Source organism: Eubacterium ventriosum (assembly GCF_025150745.1).
Classification (GTDB): domain Bacteria; phylum Bacillota; class Clostridia; order Lachnospirales; family Lachnospiraceae; genus Eubacterium_G; species Eubacterium_G ventriosum.
The window spans coordinates 1,602,003-1,620,749 of sequence record NZ_CP102282.1 but is presented as its reverse complement, the minus strand read 5'-3'; the positions used below and the strand labels follow the sequence as shown (position 1 = coordinate 1,620,749).

Genomic DNA, 18,747 nt, shown 5'->3' with positions numbered 1-18,747 from the left:
TTCATTTTCCATCCTGTTTTTCTTTTAGTTGTCGGTATGCTTTTTTTGCAATACTATTTCCATTTCTTGCAGATTTTTTATACCAATATGATGCTTTCTTATAATTCTTTTCCACACCCTGCCCTTTTTGATAAGCTAATGCTAAATTAAACTGTGCCACATTATCTTTCAAATCCGTAGCCTTTTGCAAATATTCTATGGCTTTCCCATAATCTTTTTCCACACCTAATCCTTTTTGGTACATATGAGCCATATTATTGTATGCATTGGCACTATTATACTCTGCTGCCTTTTCATACCATTTCAGTGCTTCCTTATAATCAATATTCGTTCCTCTTCCTTTCTCATACATATATCCCAAATTGGTATATATTAAAGGATTTTCCGTTTGTGATAATTCCAAATTTTCTTTCAAAATACTCTTGTACGTTTCTTCCAATTCCTCTATTTTTTTCTTTTCATTAACACAATAAGCCAATAAATTCGGACTATTTATTTCATTCGAACCTAATTCAATTTTTACTTTAAGAATTTTTGACATTCTATTTACTATATGTATAAATTGAGAAATGTAATCATTGTCATAAACTCTGTTTTTTATCAAATCAAAAATCTGAACTTTTGCCACTCCATTTTCATTAATACAAATCTGCTGATTCCCAATATTAATCTTTATTTCCGGAAAATTTTCTTCAATAATTCTAACATTGTCTATTGATTCAATTATATTGTTTAACATCTTTAACTTTTTATTGTTTTCGCTTTCGTTAGCTTTTGTATATTCTTTTCCAAGAATTAAATTAGTCATAGGCGTTAATTTTTCCATAATTACAAAAATATACATGACCTTTTCGTATTTCTTTATGTACATATCTTCGCACTTTATTGTTCTGTCATTATTCTTACAAAAATTATATACCTTAACAAAATAGTCTTCCAAATACATTTGATTTTCTTCAAGACTTGTGGCAAATAACGTTTTCTCTTTTTTATTTAAAATAACTTTAAAACATACTCCTCCCTGGTTCCACGCCAGCTTATCTTCTACAGTGTATTCCTTATATTTAGTTAAATATTTTTCTATCTCTGTCACTAAGTTATTTCTCAACGTAAACGCTCCTAAATAATATTATATTTTCAGTATACCAAATTTTTCCAAAAATTTTTTTCCTGAATTGACTTTTTATTTTGGAACATCAAAACAGAGCTGTCACCTTAACGTTTTTTACCGTTAAAGCAACAGCCCTGCACTGTAATATATTATTTATTCTTCATCAAAATATCCCAAGTTATCACTCATATCTCTTCCATTAACAAACAATTTCATATTGTAGTCTTCATCATCTTTGACTATGTTTGCCTTTGGAACATACAGCGTAACAAAATATTCTGTCATATAACTGTTAGCCATGTTTTCAATATCCGTACCCATAATTGAATCCGCTGTCTGATCTTTGTTTAAAAATCTTCTTACGTGGTTATTTTCCTGATACATATTTGATATGTAAACAAATTTGTTATCTTTTGCACTGCTTGTAACTTGAATTTTTCCATCTTTAACTTCTGCACTTATCTGGCAATCCTTAAACACATCTTTAATATATTTATTTTTGCTCTTTGAATCTAATTCCATCCTTTCAATTACAATTCTTGGATTTTTGCTTTTACTTATATCAATGTTTCCTACTCCAACTGCACTCATATCATAAGAAGTTGAAATTGTCTGCGGGTACTTGTCATCTTCTTTTATTTGTAGCGGATATGTTTTCTTTTCAGTAGCTGTTTTAGATATTACGTTACTGTCATAATGCATAGTAACCCCTGCTATTGCCATTGTAAAACCGCAAACTGCCATTATTCTTATTAATATTGCTCTTTGATTTCCGCCAAAAGTCAATGACTTGCTATCACGGATTTTCTTTTCAATAATAAATCCTATGAAGAATGCTATTACAAGAGTCACTACGATTTTTAAGAAAAATAATCCCATATTATATTCTCTTTTATAAAATCCAGCTATAGCTGAAACTAAATCTATAGCTTTTTCATATAGGAATAATTTGTTATTTTCCTTAGCATAAGCTGCAATGTTCTGCAAAATATTCCTATAGCTTAAAGCTCCTACAATTAGTGTAATTGTAATAACGCCAAATACTGCCATGCTTTTTCTATAAATAACTGCAAATAATTTGATAATTGCTGTAATAAGTAAAAAATATCCCAATAAATATACAAACTCAGCAAAAACAGTTTTCATTGAAAAAACATTTATTAGTTTTATGTTTTTATTAAATAATGAAACTAATGATACCGCACCAAACAAAATCAACTGGTTCATTACCTGAAACAATGACGCAATTCCAAAGGTTGTTACATCGGCCAAATATGCTGATACATATCTTGTAACACTGTTCTGTGGAAATACCATATAATTGTTTTTGTATTCACCAATATTAAAGGATGTGATAACCAATACCAAAATTACTATCCAAAACAATGCAACGCTATTGCGGTTAAGATTCAGATAAAATACATCTTTGTCTGTTGAAAAATTTATAACCATTGACAATATATCTACTAATGCAAATACAATGGCAACACAAAATACTATTATTGCATATTTTTTATTTGTGTGCATTCTTAGCAAATACATTTTTTTAATATTATTTAGTTCTTCTTTTCCCATAATGCCTCCATCTGATTTGTGTTTTTCAAATCTGTCTTATACATATAAATTTCTTCCCCTGAAAGCTTGCTTGTGGCAAGTTCCAATTCATCGGCTTTCTCTGCTTCCTCTTTGTTAAGTCTGCCTTCGATAACTGCCATAGCTCCCAATGTCTGATTTTTCTTATATAAAACTTTCTTTTCTTCACAATATTTTTCAATATTTGCAAGTTCGCCGTCTACCCTGTAAACGCTGTCTTTCAGTTCTTCAATATCTCCTGCAAAAAGTACATCTTTGTTTCCTATCATTATCATATGTGACAAAATCTTTTCCATTTCACCTAACATATGACTTGAAATTAATATTGTTCTTGGATGTTCTATGTAGTCTCTTAAAATAATTTCATATATTTTGTTTCTGCTTATTGCATCAACTCCCGAAACCGGCTCATCAAGTATTGTTATGTCTGCTCTTGTTGCCATTCCACAACAAAAATTAAAAATTGTTTCCTGACCTTTTGACAGGTTTTTAATTTTTGCTTTTTTATTTAAACCAAATAATTCCATTAACTTATGAGCAAACTCTTCATCAAATTTTTCATACATCAACCTATACTCTTCGATTATCTTTTTTAACTTAATTTCGCTGTAACTCATTACCCCTGCCACATAAACAATGCGCTTAGCTGTCCCTATATCAGTTGCCGGATTCTTTCCGTCTATTTCAATTATTCCTTCATCCGGTTCAAACTTGCCGGCTATTAAATTCATTAATGTTGTTTTTCCCTGTCCGTTTCTACCAATTATTCCCGTAATGTGATTTGGCTCAATATCTACAGAAAAATCTTCAAAAACATATCTTTTCTTTCCCTTGTATGAGAAAGTTACATTCTGCATGCTTATGCTTTTAATCTCTTCCATGTTTTCATTATGCATTACTGCACTTCCCTCCTGACTAAAATTGTTGTTACTACTACTTGTTGTAAATTACTTCTTTTTTGTTTGTTTTTTCTGGCTTTTGTACTTAGCTTTGTATTTAATTATGTGTCTGTTTTTCTTTTTAGCTTAGTATTTAATTTTTTTGATTGTTTAACTTTATGTTTAGCTTTTTTGTCTTATTTACTTCTTATCGTATTGTTCTGCTATTAGTTTAAGTAACTCCTCTTTTGTAATTGACAATTTCTTACTTAGTTTAATTAATTGTTCTGCTATCTGTTCCACTTCACTATGCCTCTTCCTTTCTGAAATCATACTTATGGCATCGCCTGCAACTGTCATTGCCTGGCCTCTGTGCTTTATAAGAATCCCTCTGCTAACCAAAAGATTAATTCCTTTCGCCGCAGTAGCCGGATTGACTTTAAGCTCCTTCGCCAAAACTAATTGTGAGTAACATGTATCGTTCTCCTTCAATTTTCCTGATAGTATGTCATCTTCAATGGAATCAGCAATTTGCACATAGATTGGAATCATACTGTTTTCATCAATTTTCAATGATGTACCTCCTTGTATAATATCTTTTATCAACTATACTACATTACTGATATAATGTAGTATAGCCCTGTGGTAGTTAGAAGTCAAGTGGTTTTATGCCAAAATCATAACCTCCTTAATATTTTCATCTGATTGTTATGACTTTTAGCATGGATTCATGTAATTTATTCTTTATTTTTATAACCATATGAGGGGTTTAGATTATTTGTTATGATTTTCTAATGCGGTAGACTTGATTTTTTTGCTCTGTGGACAGGCTTGATTTGGAGCATTACGGATTTTTGGAAAACTTTATACTGAAATTCCGTAATATTCGTCCTGCTCAAGGATTCTTGAATATAAATTACGGATTCTGAGAGATTGTCTTCCTATAGTTCCGTAATATTCGTCCTGCTCAAGGATTCTTGAATATAAATTACGGATTCTGAAATATTTTGGCTGCCAGATTCCGTAATGGGATACGATAGGATAAGATTTTTTCCTAATTTTACGGTTTATGAGATGTTTTTGCTCATATATCCGTAATACTGTTTTCAATTACGTATCATACACTATTTTCTTTCGCTGACACGTAATTATTCATAAAATATCAATGAACTTTTGGAGAATTACGTGTCATATAACATTTTCGTTCACCGACACGTAATCCCATGCAAAAATACAAGCTTAATTTCAATAAATTACTTGTCACACAGCATTTTCGCTCTACGACACGTAATCGGTTGCGAATCAAGACAAATATTTCAATATTTTACGTGTGCCACAGCGTTTTCGCTCTACGACACGTAATCGGTTGCGAATCAAGACAAATATTTCAATATTTTACGTGTGCTACAACATTTTTGCTCTACGACACGTAATCGGTTGCGAATCAAGACAAATATTTCAATATTTTACGTGTGCCACAGCATTTTCGCTCTACGACACGTAATCGGCTGCGAATCAAGACAAATATTTCAATATTTTACGTGTGCCACAACATTTTTGCTCTACGACACGTAATCGGCTGCGAATCAAGACAAATATTTCAATATTTTACGTGTGCCACAGCATTTTCGCTCTACGACACGTAATCAGCAACGAAACAAGACAAAACAAACAATCTTTTCCCGCAATTGCAAACAAACCACTTCCGCAATTGCAAACAAACCACTTCCGCAATTGCAAACAAACCACTTCCACAATTGCAAAACAAACCACTTTCGCACCCACAAAAAAAACTAGCCAAATCAACTATGGTTAATCTGACTAGTTTTACTTTCTTTATTTTTCTTTCACAACTTTTAGTCAAGCTCTCCGCTTGTTACCCTTTGGATATGCATTGCAAGATATCCTATTTCTGACTCATCAAAGGACAACTTAAGCAAATGGCTTATATTGTCACATATGGTGATTGCCATCTGAAATTCCTGTGGAAATTTGTTTTCCATATAGTCGTTCAGATTAAGCTTGATTTTTTCACCTTTAAGGGCTCTTGCTATCATATATTTAATGTGGTTCATTAGACGGTTGTATGAAATAGATAGAACATTTATTTTTCTTCCTGTTTCAGCTTCTACCATAGAAATACACTCACGCACACCCTGAGCTATAATCATTGACTGGGATACGTTCTCTGTATCAATGGCTGAATGAATGTGAAGTGCAATATAGCCTACTTCATGTTCATCTATTTCTATACCCATCTTTTCAAGCAACAATGGTTTAATCCCCTCTGCCACTTTATATTCTGAATGAAAAAGAACTCTTATATCCGCTGTTAACGGATTGCTTATTTGCTCATTGTTCTTTATTCTTTTGACTGCAAACTCAATGTGGTCTGCCAATGGAAAAAGTATTCTTCTGTCAATATTTCCAAATTCTTCTTCCGCCTTGTTTAAAACTGCATCTGCAATCTCTAAACAAACTGGAGAAACTTCATTAACAATGTCTTCTGCCTCTCCTCTTTCCGTACATTCTTTCATTGAATATACAGTGTCTTCTGCTCTTGGTTCAACATACTCAGTAACTTTCTTACCGAACCCGATGCCTTTTCCCAAAATCAAAAATTCCTGACATTTTTCTGCATCAATTGCCACAACCGCATTGTGGTTTAACGCTTTTTTTACTCTATACATATCCTAATTACTCTGTGACATTATTCGTAAATATCAATAGCAAAAAGTGATTCCCCTGCCTGTATATCGCCTTCCTTAAGTAATCTGATTTTTTGATTGTCGCTAAGCTCTGTACACATTACAGGTGATGCCAATGATGGTGCATTGGCAGATAAATAATCCAAATCAAGTTTCATAATAGGATCACCCTTTTTAACTTTCTGTCCTGCTTCTACCATTACATCAAAGCCTTCGCCGTTAAGTTTTACTGTGTCAATACCAACATGGATAATCATACTAATACCATCTTCTGTTGTAAATCCTACTGCGTGCTTAGTATCAAAAACAAATACAATTTCACCATCAGCAGGTGCCTTAACAACTGAATCTGTTGGAGTTACAACTGCACCGTCTCCCATCATTCTGCTTGCAAAAGCTTCATCCGGCGCTGTACCTAAATCTGCGGCTATCCCTGTAATAGGGCTTGAGATAATAATTGATTTTACTATTTTTGTCTCTTGCTCCTTCTGATTATTTCCATCCTCAGTCTTGTTTTCAACTTCGTCTGACTGACTATTGCTACCATTATACTCTATATTTGGAGCTGTTTCCAGATAATCTTCTAAGTTAGACTTAATTACTGTTACTTTTGGTCCATAAATCACCTGAACACCGTTACCCTTGTGTACTACACCTGACGCTCCTGTTGCCTTAAGCATTCCGTCATTAACCAATTCAGCTTTAAAAACTGTACATCTAAGTCTTGTTGCACAGCAATCAACATCAGAAATATTTTTCTTTCCGCCTAAACCATTAGTAATCATTTCTGATAATTCGTCAACATCACTATTTTCTCCGTTTTCTGACTTGCCGTTTTTCTTAGCTTCAACATCGCTTCTTCTATAAAGTTTGACTTCCTCACTGTCATCCCTACCAGGTGTCTTCAAATCTAATTTTTTAATTAAGAAGCTAAATAAGAAATAATATACGATAAAGTAAACAATACCTACAATAACAATCCAAATCCAGTTAGTCTTTCCATTTCCCTGCATTATTCCAAACAGGAACATATCAATAAGACCGCCTGAGAATGTCATACCTACACCTACTTTAAATACATGCATTAACATATATGCAAGTCCTGCAAATACGCAGTGAATACCATAAAGTAATGGTGCAACAAAAAGGAATGTAAATTCCAATGGTTCTGTAATACCTGTAATCATTGATGTTAAAGCTGCTGACAAAAGAAGACCTGCTACTGCTTTCTTCTTTTCAGGATTTGCTGTTCTATACATTGCAAGTGCTGCTCCAGGAAGTCCGAAAATCATAAGTGGGAACTTACCTGACATAAATCTTGTTGCTGAAACTGCAAATTTTGTAACTGATGGATCTGCAAGCTGTGCAAAGAAAATATTCTGTGCACCTTCAATTAACTGACCTCCAACTTCCATTGTTCCGCCAACGCCTGTCTGCCAGAATGGAAGATAAAATACGTGATGAAGACCAAATGGAATAAGAAGTCTTTCCATAAATCCGTATACCCATGTTCCTGCGTAACCTGAATTAAGTACTAAATCTCCAACAGAGTAAATTCCGCTCTGGATAACCGGCCAGATAAAGAACATTAAAATGCCAACTAATGTGAAAACTAATGAACAAATAATTGGAACAAATCTTGTTCCGCCAAAGAATGATAATACCTGTGGCAATTCGATTTTGTAAAATTTGTTATGAAGTGCTGCAACACCAAGACCAACAATAATACCACCAAACACACCCATCTGTAATGAAGTAATACCTACGACATCTGTTGTGGCACCTTCAAGCATTTTTTCTGCGCCACCGTTAATTGTAATCATGGCACCAATTGATGCGTGCATAATGAAGAAAGCTATAGCTGCTGCAAGTGCTGCAACTTCCTTTTCTTTTTTTGCCATACCTATTGCAACACCCATTGCAAAAATAATCGGCAGGTTAGTAAAAACTATATTTCCCGCATCACTCATTACCTGAAATATTGCATTAAATACTGTTCCAGGTCCCATAATACCTAATAATCCGTATGCTTTAAGCATTGTTTCATTTGTAAATGAGCTACCAAGTCCAAGTAACAAACCTGCTACAGGAAGGATAGCTATTGGAAGCATAAATGATCTTCCTACACGTTGTAAAACACCAAAAATTTTGTCTTTCATTTTTTCTCCTTTCAAACACTAATAATATTTTGGTTCATTTGGGCATGTATCATACATTTACGACTATTTTTGTTATAAGTTGCAGCTCTTTTAAACACAAAAAAAGTAGGTATAACAGATACACGACTCCCTTTGAGATGTGTGTATAGTTAATGCCTACTTAAAGTTACATACTATTTAAAATTATTTAATTTACTTCTTTAGAGTAACATCTGATGGTTGGGATGTCAACCCTGATTTTGATTTTTTCTACCAGATTAGTAGATTTTTATATATAATACCACTGTGGTAGGAATTGCTAGGATAAACTCAGATATTCTCTTTATTGTTCCTCAATTTTCTTTGCCAAATCTTCCAAATACTCCCAACGGTCCATTTTTTCCATAAGAAGTGTTTCCGTTTCTTCCTTACTTTCCATAAGTTCCCTAAGCTTAACTGAATTAGTTGCATTCTTGACTATTTCACCGTCAAGCTTTTCAATCTTCTCTTCTAATTTTGCAATATCGTCCTCAATTGTCTCGTATTCTCTTTGTTCATTGTAAGAAAACTTAAGCTTTTTGTTTCTTATTTTGTATTCCTCTTTTTCGGTTTTGTCTGAATCTGACTTTCCTGCACTGCTACTTTTTGTTTTTAACAAAGCATTTTCTTCAAGCAGTCCCTTTTCCTTCTTTCGATTTATGTAGTCTGTGTAACCACCTTCGTACTGGTCGATTACCCCATTTTCCTCAAAGGAAAAAATTCTTCTGACAACTCTGTCTAGAAAATATCTGTCGTGGGATACGGTAATTACAATTCCATCAAAACTATCCAAATAATCTTCAAGAATTGTCATTGTTTCAATGTCCAAATCGTTAGTTGGCTCATCAAGTATAAGCACATTTGGGGCTTCCATAAGCACACGCAAAAGATTTAAGCGACGTTTTTCCCCACCTGACAATTTTTCAATCTTACTATACTGCTGTGACGGTTCAAAAAGAAATCTTTCAAGCATAACCGAGGCTGACACAAGCCCTTCCTCTGTTCTTACAAACTCGGCAGTATTTTTTATATAATCAATAACCCTATCATCAGGATTCATATAAGCAATTCCTGCCTCTTTGTTATTTTCAATCTCCTGTGTATAATAACCTATTTTGATAGTCTGTCCAATGTTTACACTACCGCTGTCAGGCTCAATTCTTCCATCAATAATCTTCATTAAGGTAGTTTTTCCACAACCATTTTTGCCCACAAAGCCTACTCGGTCGCCCTTTAGAAAATTATAAGAAAAATCATTTATCAAAACTTTGCAGTCATATGCCTTTGAAATATTTTCAAGTTCAATAGTCGTCTTGCCCATTCTTGACTTAATGCTACTTAACTCAATTTTTTCGTCCTGAACAATCCCTTTTTGATTCTTTAGATTTTCATATCTTTGAATATGTGCTTTCTGCTTAGTAGACCTTGCTCTTGCCCCACGCTGCATCCATTCAATTTCTTTTCGAAGAATGCTCTGACGCTTTCTCTCGCTTGCCTTGGCACTTGCCTCACGCTCAGCTTTTCTCTCCAAAAATCCTGAGTATTTTTCGTTGTAACTATAGATTTTTCCTTTATCAAGCTCGATAATCCTGTTAGTTACGCTGTCTAGAAAATATCTGTCATGAGTAACCATAACAAGCGCCCCCCTAAAACCGCGCAACTGATTTTCAAGCCATTCTGCCATTTCGCTATCCAAATGGTTAGTAGGCTCGTCCAAAATCAAAATATCACAAGGTGTAATCAATACAGAAACCAACGCCAGTCTCTTTCTCTGTCCACCTGAAAGTTCTGAAGTTTTCTGCTCAAAATCAGTAATTCCAAGTCTTGTCATCATCGCTTTAGCCTTAACCAATTCATCTTCATTGGCATGATGGTGAATCATGTTCTGAACACTTTCAAGCACCGTGTCTTCTTCATTAAAAATAGGATTCTGTGGCAAATAATGAATCATCATATTGGCTGCCTTAATTACCTGTCCTTCATCCGGGATTTCAAGACCTGCCATAATCTTAAGCAAAGTGGACTTCCCTGTCCCATTAATTCCTATAATTCCTACCTTCTCCCCTTCGTGAAGGTAAAAACTTGCCTCGTCAAATAATTTTCTTTCTGTATATGAATGTGTTATGTTTTCTAATGATAGAATGTTCATTGTGTTCCTCTTTCTTTGGATTGATTTTCTAAACTTGTCATTACTGTTATACTTTTTAGTCTTGTTTTTAATATTACTTTTTAATATTACTTTTTAATCTTGCTTTTTATTATTGCTTTCTAATCTTGCTTTTTATTATTACTTTCTAATCTTGCTTTTTATTATTTCTTTTGGTATTGTTCTTTCTTCTTTTTCCTGTCATTTCCTCTACAACCATTTTAAATACTGTTGTTACCGGAATTACTTTTGTCCCAAATTCAAAATCTTCTGAATGATACTGCTTCATAATTATCTTAAGTGCCGCAAACTTATCCTCATCTTCAACAAACTGAATCTGACCGCGTCCCATTACACTTTCGTATGCCATAGTGCAACTCATCTTTTCATCATTTAAAATAAACTCATGTCCACAGTCCATTTCAAAAGCTACCTTGTTATTTTTTCTAAGTAATTCAAGCTTCTTTCCCTCGCTTGCGCAGTGAAAATAAAGAACCACCTTACCATCTTCTATATTAAGCCCAAAATTCATTGGCACAATGTATGGATAATCTCCATCATTAATCGCCAATCGGCAAACGTCACATTTATTTATTACTTCAATTATTTCATCAAAATCTTTTATCTCTCTATCGCTTCTTCTCATAGTGTCCTCCTTATATTTTTTGTTTTTATTTATGGTTATTTGTTGATATTTACTGATACTTCTTGCTACCATTATTTCTTTTTTTATTAATAGCTTTATCTTAATTTGTATTTCCCCGATTTCACACTATTTATTATACAGAAGTAGGCTGTGAAAATCTATGGTAATTCTAAGAAACTCATATGTTCAAATTACTTGTGGAATAGCATTTTTCTCTCTGACACGTAATCTCAGGCATAAATAATCAAATATTTCAATCATTTACGTGTCACACAGCGTTTTTTCCACACGACACGTAATCCAAAACAAAAATAAATGAGCGCACCATTTCTGATACACCCAATTATATTTCTCCTATTTTCCCTGTATGTTCACTATAACATATTCTGACTTGCAGCCTGTTTTAAACTTGATTGCCCAGTCTGAAATTCCTGATGTTACTATGAAGTTTGTGTTATCACGCTTTTCATATCCATAAACTCTATCGTCACCTAAACCTGTCAGGTTTTCAATATTCATTAACGGAAATAGCTGGCCGCCGTGTGTGTGACCTGACACTACCAAGTCCACGCCTGATTTTGCCTGATTTGCATAATCACATAGCTGGTGATTCATTACAATTGAAAACTTGCTGTCATCAAGACTTGAAGTAAGTTCACTCATTGTAGCTCGTCCTTTATTCTTTTCCACTTCTTCTGAACGATCCTGACGACCGATTATATAAAATCTATTAGAACATTTTCATCCTGTAAAACTTTAACATTATTATCCTTCAATTCTTTCACCAAATCAGCCTCACCGTAACCACGGTATGAATCCGGGTAATAGCCCTTGTCGTGATTTCCAAAAACATAATAAACACCGTATTTTGTTTTCGCACTTCCTAATGTTTTGCAACAACTAATCATATCTTCCTTTGTAGTATCCTCGTCCACAAAATCCCCGCCACCAAAATCACATCAGGATTTTGTTTTTCAATTTCTTTCATTCGCTCTGCAAAACCTTCTCCGTGAAAAGTCGTTCCAACATGAGAGTCGGACAACAGTGCCACCTTAATATTGCCAACTTTTTTGTCTGTCTTTATTGTGTAATCCTTCTGCCAAATATGATGTGCCTGATACCAGCCGACGCACAAATAAACAAAAACTTCCCTGCTTCCGTAATCCCCCATTCATTAGCTGAAAACTTTTTTTCATATTATGATTACTAATCTTTCCGCCTCCTAGTTTAACGCATTTATAATGCAATTTTCCAAACTACTTTTCACTGCAAAGCATCTCCTACAACTTCCACTCTGCACTTGCCAATTGTTTTTCTACCATATTGCTGTAGATTCCACCTGTCTTTGCAAGTTCATCCGGCTTACCCTGCTCGGCAACTTTTCCATCTTTTAGTACAACTATTTTGTCTGCGTTGGCGACTGTTCTCATTCTATGAGCAATAATCATAACTGTTTTGTTTTGTATTAATTTGGACAAAGATTCCTGAATTAATGTTTCGTTGTCTACGTCAAGTGAAGCTGTGGCTTCGTCCAGTAAGATAATTGGTGCATCTTTTAAGAAGGCACGGGCAATTGAAACCCTCTGTCGTTCACCCCCTGACAGCTCTGAACCGTTTTCGCCAATTGTTGTCTGCCATCCATTAGGAAGCTTGTTAACGAACTCATCGCAATGGGCAAGCTTTGCCGCTGCCATTACCTCTTCGTCTGTTGCGTCTTTTTTACCAATTCTGATATTTTCCATAATTGTGTTGTTAAACAAAGTTACATCCTGAAATACTATGGAATAAAGTGACATTAAAGATTCAGGATCAACATTTGAAATATCCATACCACCTACTGTGATTTTTCCTTTTGTAATATCCCAGAATCGTGAAGCCAATCTTGAAACTGTAGTTTTTCCTCCACCTGAAGGTCCAATAATCGCTGTAACTTCGCCCTGTTTTGCGATAAAACTTACATCAGACAAAACTTCATTATTAGTGTCATAAGAAAATCCTACATTTTCAAATTTAATATCAAAACCATTGTTATTCATTTCAGTTGTTCCGTTCTGAACCTTATGGGATAAAATTTCATCCATTCTTTCGCACTGAACATCTGCACTGATAATTGCAGCAAGATTCTGTAATGATACCTGCATCGGGTCATACAATCTTGAAACTAACAACAAAAACATAAAGAATGTTAAAACATCCAAGCTTCCCTTTGAAAGAAGTATTCCACCTGTTAATGCTACAGTTGCAATTCCAAGTTTCAAAATCATCTGGGCACTTGCAACAAAAACAGCAGTTCCAAGTTCTGTTACAATAGAATGTTTTTCCACTGCTTTAATTTTCTTATCAAGACCAACCATATAATCATCTTCTGCACTGTTGGCTCTTAAATCTCTGACAGTTTCAAGGCATTCCTGAATGCCGTCGGCACATGCCATTTTCAACTTCATCTGATGTCTGCCCAGTTTCTTCTGAACATTTCCTGAACAAATAACAATTATAAATGAAACAGGTAGTACCCAAAGCGCCGCAATTGCCATTCTCCAATTAAAGAAAAACAAACTGATTGCAACTAACAATGTTGAGATGCAAGAACCGAAAAGTTCAGGAATCCAATGCGAAGATGCTGTTTCAATTGTTGCACAGTCAGCCATAATTGTACTTGTAAGGTCTGACAAGTCTTTTTTGCCAAAATAAGATAACGGTATTTTTCTTAATTTTTCTGCCAAAGTAATTCTTCTTACACCACTTTCAACATATGTAGCAAGAAATGTTGAGTTGTACTGTATGTAAGTTGTAATGCCAATAAGAACAAGGCAGCCAATGCATGCTAAGAGATAAAACATCCCCTTTTGGAAAGCAACTCCGTTCAGGTAATCTTTAACAAAGAAATAAAGTACTCCAACAGGGAACATTAATACAATGTTCGAAACTGTTACTGAAACAAAAGCCTTAATCATATCATTTGCACCCTGTTTTGAAAGTGCATATTTATGCTGTATTTTTTCTTTTAATCCTATGTTAAGCACCTACCTTCCATTTTACTGATTTGTTATATTCATTCCACATATGTGCATACAAACCGTCTTTTTCAACTAATTCTTTATGAGTTCCAACTTCCACAATCTCGCCATCTTTCAAAACAAAAGTTTTGTCAGCGTCAACTACTGAAGACAAACGATGAGCTATCATAATAACTGTCTTGCCTTTTGACAATTGTGAAAAAGCCTGCTGAACTTTTGTTTCATTGTCAGGATCAGCGAAAGCTGTTGCCTCATCCAAAATCAATATAGGTGCATCTTTAAGCATTGCCCTTGCAATTGAAAGTCTCTGTGCCTCTCCACCTGATACATAAGTCCCCTTTGAACCGATTACCGTATCCACTCCGTTAGGGAATTTTTCAATAATATCCTCACACTGGGCATTTTTCAAAGCCTCAATAACCTCTTCTCTTGTGGCATCTTTTCTTCCCATCTTAACATTATCCAAAATAGACATTTTCAAAAGTTTGCTATCCTGAAATACAAAAGAAACCATACTCATTAACTGTTTTGTAGGAATATCCTTTATATTAACTCCGCCAATTGTAATTGCCCCTTCTGTTGTGTCAAAAAATCTTGCAATCAGACTTGCCAAAGTAGTTTTTCCACCGCCTGAAGGACCAACAAAAGCAACATGCTCACCTTCTTTTATTTCCAACCTTACATTATTAAGAGCATTCTTTCCTGCATTTTCATAACGGAAAGTTACATTATCAAACTTAATCGATGCCTTAGAAATCTTCTTTTCCTCCTTAGCTTCAGGAAGAGGTCTTTTTTCAAGAATACTTTCGATTCGCTTAATGGCATCTTCAACAATCATCTCATTTTCACTTGAATACATTATCTTACTTAATGTAACTGTAATAATCGGAGTGATAATAATATAAAATAATAAATTCAATAAAAACTTATTGTCATAATTTCCACCTGCAAGCATAAAACCTGCCCCTATTAAAACTGCAAAAACTGCATTAATAATTGTTGTATAAAAAGTCATAGGAAGTCTAAGTTCCTTAGTATAAGCGATTACCCACTTTTTATATTTTTCAATTGAATTTTTAAATTTCTTAAAAGAAAAAACTGACTGACCGAAAGTTTTAACTACCGGAATACCTCTTACATATTCCACTGCCTCTGCTGACATTTCTTCAAGGGCGTTCTGATATTCTTCCATCTTAGTTTTCATGCGGCTTCCTGCCATTGTACCCATTATTGCAAAAGACAAAACTACGGGAATTAAGCTTAACAGCCCAAGTCTCCAGTCAAATACCAAAAGCAAAGCAAGCAAACCTACAGGTGTTGCCACTGCTCCCGCTTTGTCCGGAAGCTGATGGGCAAGATAAGTTTCAGTTGCCGCACTTGATTCATTTACGATTTTTCTTATTTTTCCCGTTCCCTCGCTTTCCATTATTCCCATTGGTAATGTTAAAATATGTTTCATAAGGCTTGAACGTATGGCTGCCTGTACGCGGAAAGCCGCAATATGTGAGCACATTAATGCTCCAATATAAATAATCATTGAAAGCAATGCAAAACCTACCGCTTTCCAGCCATACTCTGAAAGATTCTGCGCCTGACTGAATTTAGGCGAAACATCTAACACTTCCTTAATGATTTTCCAAATAAAATAAAATGGTGACAGTGCAATTAATGCACTAACTGCTGAAAGTACCCAGGATGCAATGGTTAAGTATTTGTAATTTCCTGCATACTTAAAAAGTTTTGATAACGCACTTTCTTTTTTCATTTCTTCTCCTTTCAAAAGTTGCTTTTTTTCTCTAGAACATATGGAAAATTTAATTTCAAATACGTTGATTTTATCATTTTGCTCCGCCGTCTTTTGTAAGGCGAAAACCTAAACTTGCCTTCGGCTCGGACGGCAGGTTTTGCGCCTTACACTATGCTCGCAAAATTTCAAAAATCTGCCTATTATTTGTAATTAAATTTTCCATATTTATTGTAGTAAAGCTCCTTAATATGTGTTTTTATGAAATGTTGTTTGGAGGTTGTTTTGACTTATTGAAGTTAGGGTGTTCTAACTGTGTGGTTTAAATATTGACTGCTTTTTCAAAGCAGCCTATACTTAATATTCTTTATTATTTTTTTAGCACTTTATTTTTAATGCTTCCTTCTAATGTCTTATGACGTTTGCATTATTTTTCCACGCTGTTGCTGAATTTCATTATTGTGTCCCATCCGCCGTAATGGAATTTTTCTAACATCATCATATATTTCAGTGCTTTTTCTTTTGGCATTTTGTGTCTTACGACTTCGAACATGCTTTCAAACATTGCTCTTGTCATTATGTGTATAAATTCTTCGGTGATTACTTCACCTTCTTCTCCCTGAAAGTTGATTGCCTCCATATATTTATATGTGTACTCTGTTTCAATTTCAACCAGACTTTCCACAAAGTTTTGAAATTTTGTTCCATATGATGCATCAAGTAACAACTCAAATTCCTCAAAGTTATCGTAAACATAGTCAAGTATTGTTTTCATTCCTTCACTGACATATGTTTCCATCATTGATGGTTGTTCTTTGGCATCTAACGCATGGAAGCTTTCCTGTGTTTCCAAAAACATCTTAATAATTCTGTCTGATACCGGCTCTACAATGGCACTGAATAATCCCTCCTTGCCACCAAATCTGGAATATATCGTTCCTGTTGTTGTGTCAGCCTTTGCTGCAATTGTTCTTAATGATGATTTGGAAAAACCTTTTTCAAGGAATTCTTCTTTAGCACAAGCTAAAACTCTCTCATAAACACCTTCAACTTGTTTAGTCACTTTAACCTCCCGACTTCTATAACAGTGTTATATAACACTGTTATGATACTATCTGCTAATGATTTTGTCAATATTTTCCTGTGCTCCATATATGGATCTATTGCCATTTACAACGTAAGCAAGACTGCATACTACCACAGATGCAAGCATATTGTTTCCACCAAAAACCTCTATTCCAAGCATAATCGGTGCCATTAATGTATTAGTGGCACTGCCAAAAACTGCCGCATAACCAAGTGCTGCACATAACATCGGAGAAATTCCAAGAAAGCTACCAAGTATTATTCCAAGAGAAGCTCCAATTGAAAATAATGGTGTAACCTCTCCTCCCTGAAATCCTATTGATAAAGTTAAAACTGTAAGCAACAATTTAAGTAACCAATCCGCCAGAAAAATTTCTCCATTATTAAATGCATTTAAAATTAAATTTGTGCCAAGTCCGCTGTATCTGCCCTGCCAAAGTAATAATAAAATTATTGCCAATGGTATTGAAACCAAGCCTATTCTTAAGTATGGATTTACAATTTTTTCAGCCATTATTTTTTTCAGTAATTGAAGTAAATAAGAAAAAATTCTTCCTACAATTCCAAATGCTAACCCTAAAATTATGATTATAATTACTGTTTTTGCATCTGACATATTAATTGTTTCATTTAATTCTACTGCAAACTTTTCCAGTCCCAAAGAATGTGATGTAAAGGATGCCACAAAAGCTGCCGTTATTGCCGGGAGCAATGCCTGATAATCCATGTAACCTGCCACAATTACTTCCATTGCAAAGAAAGTTGCCGCCAACGGTGTCTGAAATAATCCACCAAAACCTGCTGCCATACCGGTTATTAACATAATCCTGCTATTATCAGGAGTTTTTAACTTTCTTCCCATATAATGCGACAATGTTGCACCTATCTGAACCGCCACACCTTCTCTTCCTGCACTTCCGCCAAACAAATGGGTAATCCAAGTACCAATCATTACAAGTGGTACCAAAGCCATAGGGATTGAATCCCTTTTATTCTGTCCTGCCTCAAAAACCAAAGTCATTCCCTTTAGACTAACCTTGCTAAAATATGAATACATCCAAACAATAAACAAACCTGCTATTGGCAAAAAAGGTATCAGATATTTGTAATTAGCTGTCCTAAAATCTGAAATGGCAAGTAATCCTCTGCCAAAAATTGTGTCCACTATTCCGACAATAATACCAATAAGCAATGCCATTGCTATGTACTTAATGCCAAGCGTAATTTTAATGTTGACATTGCTTTTTTCTATTTCCATTGTTATTTCTCCTTACTTTTATTTTTTATCATATCGGCAGAGAGAAAATGACTGCAAACAATAGGAAGATTTTTGAAATTTTGCGAGCATAGTGTACAGCGATAAACTTACTGTTTGAGCCGAAGGCGAGTTTAAGTTTTCGCTGTACGATAGACGGCGGAGCAAAATAAGAAAATCAACGTGTTTGAAGGCATTTTCTCTCTAACGATATATATAACGCATAAAATTTAGCTCATAACGCGTAAAAAGCTGACTTCCCCTGTGTATTGCACAGAAGTCATCAGCTTGTTATAAGCGGTTTCGATTAAATCGAGGGAGAACCTCATTCCCTTTTATTTATTGCAAACATATGCATCTCTATGTTCTTATATCTATGTCAAACC

The 18,747-nt window shown here is 34.5% G+C and carries 15 protein-coding genes and 1 riboswitch; all 15 genes read right to left on the bottom strand.

Annotation, left to right across the window (positions count from 1 at the left end; translation table 11 throughout):
* Window position 1 precedes the first annotated feature (1 nt).
* The gene (locus NQ558_RS07235) at window positions 2–1,108 is read right to left on the bottom strand and encodes a tetratricopeptide repeat protein (RefSeq protein WP_050750997.1); all 1,107 of its coding nucleotides are present in this window, start codon (window positions 1,106–1,108) and stop codon (window positions 2–4) included.
* 156 nt (window positions 1,109–1,264) lie between these two features.
* The gene (locus tag NQ558_RS07230; protein ID WP_005363958.1) at window positions 1,265–2,686 is read right to left on the bottom strand and encodes an ABC transporter permease; all 1,422 of its coding nucleotides are present in this window, start codon (window positions 2,684–2,686) and stop codon (window positions 1,265–1,267) included.
* Window positions 2,668–3,600 (bottom strand): ATP-binding cassette domain-containing protein, encoded by a 933-nt coding sequence (locus NQ558_RS07225; RefSeq protein WP_005363956.1) that lies wholly within the window; start codon window positions 3,598–3,600, stop codon window positions 2,668–2,670. The genes NQ558_RS07230 and NQ558_RS07225 overlap by 19 nt, the downstream gene beginning before the upstream one ends.
* A 183-nt stretch (window positions 3,601–3,783) precedes the next feature.
* Window positions 3,784–4,155, bottom strand: coding sequence for a GntR family transcriptional regulator (locus NQ558_RS07220; protein WP_050750996.1), 372 nt, complete (start codon window positions 4,153–4,155; stop codon window positions 3,784–3,786).
* Between the two features lie 1,283 nt (window positions 4,156–5,438).
* Window positions 5,439–6,272 (bottom strand): PRD domain-containing protein, encoded by an 834-nt coding sequence (locus tag NQ558_RS07215; protein ID WP_005363951.1) that lies wholly within the window; start codon window positions 6,270–6,272, stop codon window positions 5,439–5,441.
* 20 nt (window positions 6,273–6,292) lie between these two features.
* A complete protein-coding gene (locus NQ558_RS07210) occupies window positions 6,293–8,449 on the bottom strand; it encodes a PTS sugar transporter subunit IIABC (protein ID WP_005363949.1) in 2,157 nt (718 codons plus the stop codon).
* A gap of 322 nt (window positions 8,450–8,771) precedes the next feature.
* The gene (locus NQ558_RS07205) at window positions 8,772–10,616 is read right to left on the bottom strand and encodes an ABC-F family ATP-binding cassette domain-containing protein (RefSeq protein ID WP_005363947.1); all 1,845 of its coding nucleotides are present in this window, start codon (window positions 10,614–10,616) and stop codon (window positions 8,772–8,774) included.
* Window positions 10,617–10,761: 145 nt separating this feature from the next.
* Window positions 10,762–11,259, bottom strand: coding sequence for a pyridoxamine 5'-phosphate oxidase family protein (locus NQ558_RS07200; protein WP_040447392.1), 498 nt, complete (start codon window positions 11,257–11,259; stop codon window positions 10,762–10,764).
* Window positions 11,260–11,613: 354 nt separating this feature from the next.
* Window positions 11,614–11,922 (bottom strand): metallophosphoesterase family protein, encoded by a 309-nt coding sequence (locus tag NQ558_RS07195; protein WP_005363941.1) that lies wholly within the window; start codon window positions 11,920–11,922, stop codon window positions 11,614–11,616.
* 53 nt (window positions 11,923–11,975) lie between these two features.
* Window positions 11,976–12,194, bottom strand: coding sequence for a metallophosphoesterase family protein (locus NQ558_RS07190; protein ID WP_156775010.1), 219 nt, complete (start codon window positions 12,192–12,194; stop codon window positions 11,976–11,978).
* The gene (locus NQ558_RS07185; RefSeq protein WP_005363935.1) at window positions 12,164–12,430 is read right to left on the bottom strand and encodes a metallophosphoesterase family protein; all 267 of its coding nucleotides are present in this window, start codon (window positions 12,428–12,430) and stop codon (window positions 12,164–12,166) included. The genes NQ558_RS07190 and NQ558_RS07185 overlap by 31 nt, the downstream gene beginning before the upstream one ends.
* 109 nt (window positions 12,431–12,539) lie before the next feature.
* Window positions 12,540–14,213, bottom strand: coding sequence for an ABC transporter ATP-binding protein (locus NQ558_RS07180; RefSeq protein WP_005363932.1), 1,674 nt, complete (start codon window positions 14,211–14,213; stop codon window positions 12,540–12,542).
* A 61-nt stretch (window positions 14,214–14,274) separates the two neighbouring features.
* Window positions 14,275–16,041 (bottom strand): ABC transporter ATP-binding protein, encoded by a 1,767-nt coding sequence (locus NQ558_RS07175; RefSeq protein WP_005363929.1) that lies wholly within the window; start codon window positions 16,039–16,041, stop codon window positions 14,275–14,277.
* 406 nt (window positions 16,042–16,447) lie between these two features.
* Complete coding sequence (locus tag NQ558_RS07170; RefSeq protein WP_040447388.1) at window positions 16,448–17,083, bottom strand: TetR/AcrR family transcriptional regulator; 636 nt, start codon at window positions 17,081–17,083, stop codon at window positions 16,448–16,450.
* Between the two features lie 48 nt (window positions 17,084–17,131).
* Entirely contained in the window at window positions 17,132–18,364 is a 1,233-nt protein-coding gene (locus NQ558_RS07165) for a chloride channel protein (protein WP_005363921.1), read from the bottom strand.
* Between the two features lie 264 nt (window positions 18,365–18,628).
* Window positions 18,629–18,703: riboswitch (Fluoride riboswitch) on the bottom strand.
* Window positions 18,704–18,747 lie beyond the last annotated feature (44 nt).